The following is a 10,927-nucleotide window of genomic DNA, read 5'->3' on the forward strand; positions in this document are numbered from 1 at the left end:
AAAAAATTACCGTTTTGCTGCCACCAGCCCACAGCGCTAGCACCGCCGGGGAGGCTTTTTTTGATACGCTCCAGATCCTTAAACGGATCGTTTGAAAAAACATGCACGCCGTCGAAAGTCCCCTCGTCGTAGCCCAAAATTTTAGCTAGATCGCTCGCGTCCGCGTAGGAATACGCCTTGTCGTAGGCGATCAGCCCCGAGCTGAAATCCGCGCGCACATCAAAGCGCTTCATCTTAGGGATCAGCGCAAAGCCGCCAGGATCGCTCTTCGTAAAAATCATCGTGATCTTGCCGCCCTCATCCAGCATAAACTCATCTTTGATCCCGCGCCCTATCATGATGCCGTAATCCGTTAGATTGGCGTCTTTGGCGCCTGCCGCGACGACGGAGTTGATGCGCTTCTCATCGTCTAAATTTACGCCGAAAATCAGCCCGCCCTCGAGCTTCTCGCCGCCTTTGGCGATGACTTGCGAGCTAATATACGGGCTAAAAATCAGATCGGGGAAGTCCGCCCGCAGTCCCTCCACGTCGTCTTTTGAAATACCGCCGCGAAAGTGGCTGTGGATCGTGATCGGGTAGTTCATCGTAAATAGCTTGCGCTCGAATTCTTTATCAAAGCCGTTCATTATCGCCATCGCGACGATCAGCACCGTAAGCCCCACGCCGACGCCCAAGAACGCAAGCAGCGCCGAAAGCGTAATGAAGGGCTGAGAGCGATCGAATCTGAGATATTTGAATAATAAATACTTTACCAAAAAGCCGTCCTTGTAAAATTTCACATAAAATTTAGCGCTAAATTCTATGTGAAATTTTAAGTATTTTGGAATTTTAAAATTCCAAAAACGGGTTCTGCGCCTTCAAATATGAAAACTCCGGCGGGCTTTGAAAATTTAAAATCACGCCGAAATCTATTTATACGCAATGAAATTCGCCCCCAAGATATCCGATACGGCAAATCAAACATATCGTCTTGCCAAAACCTCGAAATTTTAAACCCGAATTCTAAATTTTAAAATTTCAAACGCCTCAAAATTTTAAAATTTTAGAAATTTCAAATCTTTTAGAATTTTGAAATTCTTAAAATTTAAAGGCGGAGTCTGCTTGCAAGCTCGCCCGCATCGCATAAATTTAAAATTTCAAATGCCGCGCAGTGGCCTAGCCGCGCACTAAATTTAAGTATCACGCGCTGATTGGCTTGCGTTTTGCCACATGGTGCGCCGAAACAGCACCTTGAAAAATATGTGGCAAAGCATCGGGTACGCTTTGAAATTTTAAAATTTCAAAACTAAAATTTTACCCTATCGCGCAGCTTTGCGCGCCGTTCATGCCGCCTCGCGATCAAGACCCTTTAAAATTTTTTATGGTGCTCTCGCTCGCGACTGATCCGTTAAATACGAAAGCGAGGCAAAGGTCAAAAAGAGCCACACGCAATCTCGCGATCAAGCCTCTTTTAAAATTTTATGACGCTCCGCCCTCGACCGATCCGCCAAATACAAAAGCAAGGTCGAAAAGCGCCGATCGCGTAATACTCGCAATCAAGATCACCGATCGCGCGATACTTACGACCGATCGCCGCGCCTACCTTGCAAAGCCGCCTTTTTTCGGACCGCCCTTGCCGTGGCAGTCTTTGTATTTTTTGCCGCTGCCGCAAGGGCAAGGATCGTTTCGCTTAGGCTTTTTGTCGCCAAACTCGTCTGAGCCCTTTAGCTGCGCTTCATTCGTGCTTGCGGCGGCGAGTTCTTTGGCGTTTGAGCTCTCCATACGCTCCTGCATCGCACGCTGCTCGGCTTCGATCTCCTCCCTGGATTTGAACTGGATCGAATGCAGCAAGCGGATGCTGTCGGATTTGAGGCGCATTACAAGCTCCATAAAAAGATTGTAGCTCTCCTTTTTATACTCTGTAAGCGGGTCTTTGTGGTTGTAGCCGCGAAGTCCGATGCCCGCTTTTAGGATATCCATCTGATACAGATGCTCTCTCCAGTCGCGATCGACGATCTGCAGATAAAGCATCTTTTCGATACTTTTGCGCTGCTGCGGATCGATCGGCGACATCTTGTTTTCATACGAAACGGCAAGCGCGCCGATGATCTTTTCTTTCAGCTCCTTGAAATCATCGACCTTCTCAAGCTCGCTATTTTCGAGCACCTCGCCCGTTTCTTGAGCGATTTTGGCGACGATCGGGAATTTATCGACCTCTTTGATATTTGCGCCGTCGAAAATTTCAAGCTCCTCAAGCACGCTAGATATATACTCTTCGCGGTTTTGGATGATTTTATCTTTCAGATCGTAGTCGGGGTCCAAAAGCTCGTTGCGATATTTATAGATCGTCTTGCGCTGCTCGTTTGCGACGTCGTCGTATTCTAAGATATTTTTACGCGCTTCAAAATGCAGGCTCTCGACCTTTTTCTGCGCGTTCTCTACTGCGCGCGAAACCATGCCTGATTCAATATGCTCGCCATCTTTCAAACCTAAGCGATCCATGATATTTTTAATCTTGTCACTACCAAAAATTCTAAGTAGATTGTCCTCCAGACTCAAGAAAAACCTACTCTCGCCCGGATCGCCCTGGCGTCCGCTTCGGCCGCGAAGTTGGTTGTCGATACGACGACTTTCGTGGCGCTCGGTACCTAAAATATATAGCCCGCCCAAAGCGCGCACTTCGTCGTCTATGCGGATATCCACGCCACGTCCTGCCATATTCGTAGCGATCGTTACCGCGCCCTTTACGCCCGCGTCTTTGATGATCTGCGCTTCGCGCTCGTGATTTTTGGCGTTCAGCACGGAGTGCGCGATGTTTTCTCTGACCAAAAGCTCGTGCAACTTCTCGCTCTTTTCGATCGACGCCGTACCCACGAGCACGGGCTGACCTTTGGAATTTAGCCGCTTGATCTCATTTATGACGGCGTCAAATTTCTCGCGCTCGGTCTTGTAGATAAGATCGTTTTGATCCTTTCTGATAACCGGCACGTTTGTAGGGATCGAGACCACTTCGAGTTTGTAAATTTGAGAAAATTCCGTAGCTTCCGTCTGCGCCGTACCCGTCATGCCGGCGAGCTTCTCGTAAAGGCGGAAGTAGTTTTGAAAGGTAATGTCGGCAAGAGTTTGGCTCTCCTCTTGGATCTGCACACCCTCTTTAGCTTCAAGCGCCTGATGCAAGCCTTCGCTAAATCTGCGACCCTCGCTCAGACGCCCAGTAAATTCATCCACGATTACGACCTGTCCGTCGCGCACGACGTAGTGCACATCCTTTTCAAATAGATAATTTGCCTTAAGTGCTTGATCAAGGTAGTGGCTAAGCACGGCATTTTCGAGACTATAGAGATTATCGACGCCAAAAAGCTTCTCAGCTTTTGAAATTCCTGCCTCCGTGATCAAAACGGCGCGGTTCTTCTCATCTACGGTAAAATCGCCCGTAGCTTTGCCTTTCGGATCGGCTGGCGCCTCGCCGCGGATCATTTGGCGAGCTACTTCGTTTGCCTTGATGTAGCCGTCTAGAGTGCGGTTCGTAGGGCCAGAGATGATAAGTGGCGTCCTGGCTTCGTCGATTAAAATACTATCAACTTCATCGACGATTACGAAATGATGCCCGCGTTGCACCTTTTCATCCGCGCTAAATTTCATATTATCGCGCAGGTAGTCAAAGCCGAACTCGTTGTTTGTGCCGTACGTAATATCGCACGCGTATGCGGCCTTGCGCTTGGCGTCATCGTATTCTCCGCCTACGATCACACCGGTGCTAAGCCCTAAAAATTCATATAGCTCACCCATCTGCGCGGCATCGCGCTTAGCTAGGTAGTCGTTTACGGTTACGACATGCACACCCTTGCCCTCCATCGCATTTAGCACTACCGCCAAAGTCGCTACGAGGGTCTTTCCTTCGCCCGTTTTCATCTCGGCAATCGCGCCGTCGTTTAGCACCAAACCACCTATTAGCTGAACGTCGAAGTGGCGCATATTTAGCACTCTTTTGCCCGCCTCTCGCACGATAGCAAACACTTCGTTAAGCACGTCGTCCGTGCTCTTTTCGCCCGCGCGAACTTGCGCTCTTAACGCTTCAAATTCCGCCTTAAGCGTCGCATCGTCCATCGCCGCGTAGTTTTCTTCAAGCGCACTGATCTGCGCTGCGCGCTTGGCGTATTGTTTGACGATCCTATCGTTTTTAGTACCGAAAATCCCATGGATGACCTTTTTAAACATCTCAAACCTTAGTTTTAAATTTTAACCGCGCATATTAACATATTTTTAGTTTCTATTTAATTAAATCCTAGAAAAACGGCTATAATACGCGCAAATTTTCAAAAATAAAGGCAAAATTTATGAAAAAAACTCTTATTTCTTTAGCGGCAAGCTGCATTTTTGCATTCGCAAGCGGGATAGAATTCAACACTCTGAGCGCAAATTTTTCGCAAACCGTGCAGAGCGACGATGCGAAAATCAGCTACGGCGGCGATTTTAGCGCCACGAAAGAGCACGCCGTGTGGCATTACAAGACCCCTACGATAAAAAATATATTTTTTAGTTTCACAAAGGTCGTCGTAATCGAGCCCGAACTCGAGCAGGCCATCATCACGAATATCAAAGAAACGCCAAATTTAACCGCGATCCTAGCGAACGCAAAGCCAAATAAAAACGGCGTTTATGAGGCGAGCTTCGACGATGTGAAATATCTCATCGAGCTAAAGGGCGATTTGCCTAGCAAGATCAGCTATACTGACAAAATGGACAATAAGGTCGTCATCAATCTAAGCAATGTCCGCAAAAACGCGCCGGTAAACGAGGCGATCTTCAAGCCGGCAATTCCGAAAAACTACGATATCATCACGCAGTAGGCGCGCGTGAGGCTACTTTTCGTCTGTCACGGCAACATCTGCCGCTCGCCGATGGCGCAGTCCGTGATGCAAAATTTTATTAATCAAAGCGAACTTAAAGCGCGCGTGAGCGTAAATTCCGCGGCGACGCACACCGACGAGATCGGCTCGCCGCCCTATTACGAAACGCAGCGCGTGCTAAAAGAGCAAAAGGTGCCGCTCGTAGTGCATCGCGCCGTGCAGGTCACGCCCACAGACTACGAGCACTACGATCTAATTCTTTGCATGGATGATGAAAATATGCGCTCGCTGGGGCAAATTTTTCGCGGCAAGGATATGGCTAAGGTAAAATTTCTTTTGGAATTTGCAGGGGAAAATTTTACAGACTGCGATGCGCGAAATTTCAAAGGCTCAGCAAAGCAAACCGACTTAAATTTAAAAGACACCGGTTCAAATTTAACCGGCTCCGAACGCCTACAAATCGCAGATCCATACTACACGCGCGATTTTGAGCGCTGCTACGCAGATATCAAGCGCGGCTGCGAGGGGCTCTTACGATACATTAAAAATTCAGACGGAATTTGCTAAAATCCGCGATTAAATTTTAGCGTCTTTAAAGAGGCGCGGCTTAAAGTGATAATTCAAGGAAAAATATGTTTAGGCTCTTGATCGTTCCATATCTGATAATTGAGGCATTTACGACCTATTATTTCGTAAGCGCAAACGGCTTCGCGGCATATGCGGTAGAGATCGTCATAAGCGCGATTTTAGGCGGTTACGTCGTAGCAAACCGCTCGTGGATGGGCTTTTTTAATCTAATGAAAATCTCGCCGAAAGAAATTTTAAGCGGCGTAGGCTTCGTCGTAGGCGGCGTTTTTCTCATTGCACCGGGTATTTTCGGCGATATTTTAGGCGTTTGCATAATCACCGCGTCATTTTACTGCGTCACCAGCGACGTGCCTAAATTTAACGCTAGCAGCGAAAATTCCGAAAAAAAAGAGCGAAAATTTTGGCGACGTAGCCGCGCAAACGACGACGTCATCGACGTAGAAGTGATCGAGGAGAACGAAATCGAGATTCGAAAAAGCATAGGAGAGGAAAAATGAAAAATTTGATTATCGCTACGCGCGGCAGCGTGCTTGCGCTGTGGCAGAGCGAGCACATCGCATCGCTACTTAACGCCCGCGGCATCCAAGCGCAGCTAAAAAGCATGAAAACCAAAGGCGATAAAATTTTGGATACGCCGCTTGCAAAGATCGGTGGCAAGGGGCTTTTTACGAAAGAGCTTGAGGAGAGTATGCTTCGCGGCGAAGCACACATCGCAGTGCATAGTCTAAAGGACGTGCCCGTGGAGTTTCCACAAGGGCTCGTACTGGCGGCGATCTGCGCGCGCGAAGATGTGCGCGATGCGATGATCAGCGAAAAATACTCTAAATTCGGCGAGCTGCCCCACGGCGCGAAAGTCGGCACTACGAGCCTTCGCCGCAAGATGCAGCTACTTAGCATGCGACCTGATTTAAAGATAATCTCCTTGCGCGGCAACGTCCAAACTCGCCTGCGAAAGCTCAAAGACGGGGAATTCGATGCGATTATCTTGGCGATGGCGGGCATCAACCGATTAAATTTGCGCGCCGAGGTAAAGCACGTAGCGCCCTTTGAAATCTCGCAGATGATCCCCGCGATGGGGCAAGGAGCGCTCGGCATCGAGGCAGTGGACGAGCCGCAAATCCTGCACGCGATAGAATTTTTAAAAGATGAGCGCGCGATCATCGAAACGACCGTAGAGCGGGATTTTGTCAGGGTTTTAGAGGGCGGCTGCCAGGTGCCGATTGGCATCAACGCGCGCCTTGACGGCGAAAATATCCACATCAGCGCGATAGTGGGTCTACCCGACGGCAGCGAGAGTATCCGCCAAGACATCGTCGCGCAAAAATCGCAATACCAAAGCGTAGGCACCGAGCTTGCGCGAGTTTTTATCGAAAATGGCGCAAAGCAGCTTCTCGCGCGCGCCGAGGAGATGGCGAGCCTATAAAAGGTGAAATTTACGGAGTTTTAAAATTTACAAAATTTTAAAATTTCTAGAATTTATGGACTTTTTAAATTTATAAAATTTCAAAAGGCTAAATTTTGAGCTTATTCAGATTTTTTAAAACGGCAGGATTTTCAAAAATTTTTGCTCCTCTAATACTTTGCGCAAGCTGCGCGTTAAGCCTAAACGCCAGCCCCAATGAGGAGCTCGTCCGCTCGCTGTTTAGCGACACAAACTTCGATAAAAATCTTTATTTTAAAGGCGAGATGAGAAGCTATTTAAAGCGTAAATTCTACGCGGCGGATAACTATAGCGAAATCACGGTTGCTCCGCTTGGACGCAGCGACGAATTTAGCGAGATTTTTCACGTATTTTTGGGCTCTAAAGAGAAGCACTTCGATCTTTACGTCTATACTAAGGAGGACGGGATCTACGCCGTGCGAGTTTTAGCGCAAACCGCCATTATTGAGGCTATCGTAAGCGAATATGAAAAATTTAGCGAGGCGCAAAAACGGGAGTTTGAGCAAAGAACTGATGCAGATATCGTAAATTTAAAGCTAATCTTGGCGCCCGATAAAGAGCTTGTGGGGTTCGGCAAACAAAACCTAGCGGCATTTGAAAAAATTTACGAGCTTTACGCTAGCGGTGAGTCCGAGCGCGCTAAAGCAGAGATCAAAAGCCTGCATCTCTCTCACGCCGAGACGAGCGGCAAAAGATTTATGCTGCTCATCGGCGGGGGCACCGATAACTCCGTGGGCTTTTTGCGGGTGCAAGATGAGGCGGATCTGCCGCAAATGAGCCCTAGCGAGTTTATAATGATAGAAAAAATTGCGCCGAATTGGTATCTTTTTAAAACCACATAAAAAGCCGCGCCGCAAGCGGGTTTGAAGCTTCGCGGCGATCTAAATTTAAAAGCAGTACCCGCACCTTAACCATACCGCCGATCAAAAATCGCGCGAATTTTAAATTTAAAAAGACGATCTGTAAATTCCGCACGCCGTAAATTTTTAAAGAATTTTAAAATTTTTTGAAGTCTAAATTTAAACAAAATATCGCCAAAGCGCACCTCGTCTCACTAAATTTAGAATCAAAAGGCGAGATGGCGCAGCCTTAAACGCCACCCGGCCCAGTCTTAAACGGCGCAAAGTCCACTCTCGTCGCATCTAAAACCGCCCTCGAATAAAAATAAAGGCTGTAAAATAGCTCATCGTCGTAAAAGTACTCCTCCCAGCGCTCCTCGTCATTCTCATCGCTCTGCGGCCACAGATATTTTTCCGCAAGCATATCCGAAAAGTTCACCAGCGGCGCTGCGTGCGAGATCTTATCGGCATCATCGCAAATCTCAATCATAAACGCAAAAAATCCGCTGAGCCGAGCCGCGATAAAGCCTGCCGCATCATTTTGCCGGCTTTTATCCGCATTTCTATCCGCCGCGTTCTGATTATTTCCGCCCGATTTCTTCCGCCGCGGCGTTTTGATTATTTTTATTCGCGTTTTTGCCCGCAGTCGCTCGCGCCTGCATAAAGATGCACGCCAAAAAGAGCAGTGCAAAAGGGGTTGCGTGCCAAAGCGTGCTTTGGTGCTCTATCTCGTTAAAAATCTTACTAAGCGCGTCCTGAAGGGCCTTGGCGTCAAATTTCTCCCGCTCGCTCACATCCAAGCTCTTATTCGCCGCGCTCGTTTTAAATTGACTCGCCTGGCTCGCTTTAAATTTTATCGCCGCGCTATCCGCAATCTTAAATTCCGCCTCGCCGCACTTCGCCGTGCCCGTTTTAAGTTCCGTCTCTCCGCCCGCTTTAAATTTCGCCGCCTCGTTATCCGCTTTTTTAAATTTAGACTCACTCTTTTGCGCTAAATTTACGGAATTTTGCGCCGCGCCGCATCTTGCCGTATCCATAGAATTTTGCCCGCAACCAGGCTTGCTTTTTAAATTTTGCCCTGCGCTGGACTCGGTTGTTGAATTTAACACTCTGTCTAAATTTTGCTCGCCGCCCAAGCCGCGCGCCGTATCACAAGCTTCGATTGCCCGCTCGAGTTTCTCAAAAATTTCAGCAAACTCGCTCGCCCTGCCGTAAGCGGTCGTGAGCCTGCTCCACGGCACGTCCTGCGCTTTTAAATTTGCGATATATTTCAAATTTTGCTCATTCATCCGCGCTCCTTGCGAATATTTTTAAATTTAAGCCTCACGAGCCGCTAAAATCTGCGCTCTCGGTTCAAATTTAGCCTCTTTCGCACGCAAATTTAAACCGAGCCCAGGCGCAAATTCTACCTCGTAAGCTCCCTGCTATGCTCGATTAGATCCTCGATCTGCTCGCGCGGCACCGCATCAAGGCAGACGCTGATCCAGTGCTTTTTATTCATATGATAGGCGGCAAAAATTCCTTTTTCGTCACGCAAAATTGCCGCCAAATCGGGCGAAACTTTTAAATTTATCACGTCGCTTGAGCCAGGAAGTGCGCGACCGAGCTTTTCGTTTGCAAGCCCGCGCATCAGAAGTGCAAACCACTTCCGCTTCCCTCCTGCGTGACGAAAAACCGCAAAATTGGGATATTCATCCCACAGATACTCGCCATCCGCGCCGTAGCGCTGCTTCATTAGTTTTAGGACGCTGCTGAAGTTCATTCTCGTTCCTTGATATCGATCTTTTCTTTGCGCAATCGCGCCAGCCACTCATCCAGCGTCTTTTCAAAGCCGATCCCCTTACTTTCGTAAAATTTCGCCGGCTCGCTCATATAGGCCTGTTCGACCCAGCCGCCGAAGTCGTGCGGGTATTTGTAGTCCGCTATCTGCTTGTCCGAGTTGATGAGATAGCGCGGCGTAGGCAGCGGAGCAGCGGAGCGGACGAACTTCAAAGCGGCGTTGATGCCCAAATACGCGGCGTTTGATTTGGGGCTGTGCGCCAGATAGATCGCGCATTGCCCCAAGATAATGCGAGCTTCGGGATAGCCGATCTTGCTAACGGCAGTTAGCGTGCTAGTAGCGATATTTAGGGCGTTTGGATTGGCATTGCCGATGTCCTCGCTAGCTAGGATCACCATCCTGCGCGCGATAAAATCCGCGCTCTCGCCCGCATCTATCAGCCTCGCGATATAATACAGCGCGGCGTCGGCGTCGCTTCCGCGCAGGCTTTTTATCATTGCGCTTGCTAGCTCGTAATGCACGTCGTCGCTGCTAACGCCCGCAGCCATGGCATTTGCGCGCAGCGTGCGAAGCGTATCGAGCGTAATGGCGCTGTCTGCCAAAAGCGCAAATTCGAGCAGGTTCAACATACTCCTTGCATCGCCGCTACTGGAGTTTAGCAGGTATTTTCGCGCCTCCTCGTCCATCTCAAAGCCGATCTCGCCCTGCACCCGCGCCAAAAGCGCCTCCAAATCCTCGTAGCTAAGCGGCTCGAACTCAAAGATCATCGAGCGCGAGCGGATACCGCTGCTTAGCACGAACTGCGGATTTTCCGTCGTCGCGCCGATGATGATCGCGGCGTAGTTCTCCATCGGGATAAGAAGCACCTCCTGCTGCGTCTTGCTGAGGCGGTGGATCTCGTCGATGAAAATGAGCGGCTTGATGAGCGAGCCGGCGTGCGAGGATAGAATTTTGCGGATATCCTCGACCTTCAAGCTCGTGGCGTCAAGCTCGTAAAAATCGTAGTTCAGCTCGCTTGCGATCACGCGCGCCATCGTCGTTTTGCCGCTGCCTGCGGCACCGAAAAATATGCTGTGCGGGATGCTGCCTGCGGCGACGAATTTTTTAAAAACCGCTACGATCTTGCCCTGCCCCACGATCTGCTCTAAGCTTTTGGGGCGAAATTTCAAGCTCAAACTCATTTTACAACCTTAAAAATTTTGCCTCGATGATAGCGTTTTTATGATTAAATTTTGAAATTCGGCTAAATTTAAAGAGCGGTTTGGGTTTTACATACGGCGAGGTTTTGAAATTTATGCACGGTGCGGGCTTGAAATTTATGCCATGCGAGCGAGCTTTAAAATTTCAGTGGAATTTTAAAATTTTATGCCGCGTGCGCGATGGCGATATATAAAATTTTGCGGCGTACAAATCGCGCAGATTTGGCGAGTTTAGCAGTTTTAAAATTTAG

The 10,927-nt window shown here is 48.7% G+C and carries 12 protein-coding genes; 6 read left to right on the plus strand and 6 right to left on the minus strand.

Annotated elements, in window-relative coordinates; translation table 11 throughout:
- The coding region (locus Q0198_RS07605) for an ABC transporter permease (protein ID WP_297896634.1) at positions 1-755 on the minus strand (755 nt) is incomplete at its 3' end.
- 823 nt (positions 756-1,578) lie between these two features.
- On the minus strand, positions 1,579-4,197 hold the full coding sequence (gene secA / locus Q0198_RS07610) for a preprotein translocase subunit SecA (RefSeq protein WP_297896636.1): 2,619 nt from the start codon (positions 4,195-4,197) through the stop codon (positions 1,579-1,581).
- Between the two features lie 119 nt (positions 4,198-4,316).
- Here secA and lolA point away from each other — a divergent pair, with 119 nt between their 5' ends.
- The 5 genes from lolA (at position 4,317) to Q0198_RS07635 (ending at position 7,700) form a co-directional block, all read left to right on the plus strand.
- Positions 4,317-4,829 carry a LolA-like outer membrane lipoprotein chaperone gene (gene lolA / locus Q0198_RS07615; RefSeq protein ID WP_297896637.1) on the plus strand — a complete coding sequence of 171 codons (513 nt, stop codon included), beginning with the start codon at positions 4,317-4,319 and terminating at the stop codon, positions 4,827-4,829.
- A 6-nt stretch (positions 4,830-4,835) separates the two neighbouring features.
- Complete coding sequence (locus Q0198_RS07620) at positions 4,836-5,396, plus strand: low molecular weight protein-tyrosine-phosphatase (protein WP_297896638.1); 561 nt, start codon at positions 4,836-4,838, stop codon at positions 5,394-5,396.
- Between the two features lie 65 nt (positions 5,397-5,461).
- Positions 5,462-5,914, plus strand: a complete 453-nt coding sequence (locus Q0198_RS07625; RefSeq protein WP_297896640.1) for an FxsA family protein — start codon at positions 5,462-5,464, stop codon at positions 5,912-5,914.
- A complete protein-coding gene (hemC, locus tag Q0198_RS07630) occupies positions 5,911-6,840 on the plus strand; it encodes a hydroxymethylbilane synthase (protein WP_297896642.1) in 930 nt (309 codons plus the stop codon). The genes Q0198_RS07625 and hemC overlap by 4 nt, the downstream gene beginning before the upstream one ends.
- Before the next feature lie 95 nt (positions 6,841-6,935).
- Entirely contained in the window at positions 6,936-7,700 is a 765-nt protein-coding gene (locus Q0198_RS07635) for a hypothetical protein (protein WP_297896644.1), read from the plus strand.
- Positions 7,701-7,947: 247 nt separating this feature from the next.
- Here Q0198_RS07635 and Q0198_RS07640 read toward each other — a convergent pair whose 3' ends face one another.
- The 4 genes from Q0198_RS07640 to Q0198_RS07655 form a co-directional block, all read right to left on the minus strand.
- Positions 7,948-8,187, minus strand: coding sequence for a hypothetical protein (locus Q0198_RS07640; protein WP_297896646.1), 240 nt, complete (start codon positions 8,185-8,187; stop codon positions 7,948-7,950).
- A gap of 91 nt (positions 8,188-8,278) precedes the next feature.
- Positions 8,279-8,986 carry a hypothetical protein gene (locus Q0198_RS07645; RefSeq protein ID WP_297896648.1) on the minus strand — a complete coding sequence of 236 codons (708 nt, stop codon included), beginning with the start codon at positions 8,984-8,986 and terminating at the stop codon, positions 8,279-8,281.
- 116 nt (positions 8,987-9,102) lie between these two features.
- Complete coding sequence (locus tag Q0198_RS07650; protein ID WP_297896650.1) at positions 9,103-9,459, minus strand: MmcQ/YjbR family DNA-binding protein; 357 nt, start codon at positions 9,457-9,459, stop codon at positions 9,103-9,105.
- Positions 9,456-10,658, minus strand: a complete 1,203-nt coding sequence (locus Q0198_RS07655; RefSeq protein WP_297896652.1) for a replication-associated recombination protein A — start codon at positions 10,656-10,658, stop codon at positions 9,456-9,458. Before Q0198_RS07655 ends, Q0198_RS07650 begins: the two co-directional genes overlap by 4 nt.
- Positions 10,659-10,738: 80 nt before the next feature.
- On the opposite strand from Q0198_RS07655, the gene Q0198_RS07660 reads away from it, so the two are divergent.
- Entirely contained in the window at positions 10,739-10,870 is a 132-nt protein-coding gene (locus Q0198_RS07660; protein WP_297896654.1) for a hypothetical protein, read from the plus strand.
- Positions 10,871-10,927 lie beyond the last annotated feature (57 nt).

This window comes from uncultured Campylobacter sp. (genome assembly GCF_938045205.1).
Lineage (GTDB): Bacteria > Campylobacterota > Campylobacteria > Campylobacterales > Campylobacteraceae > Campylobacter_B.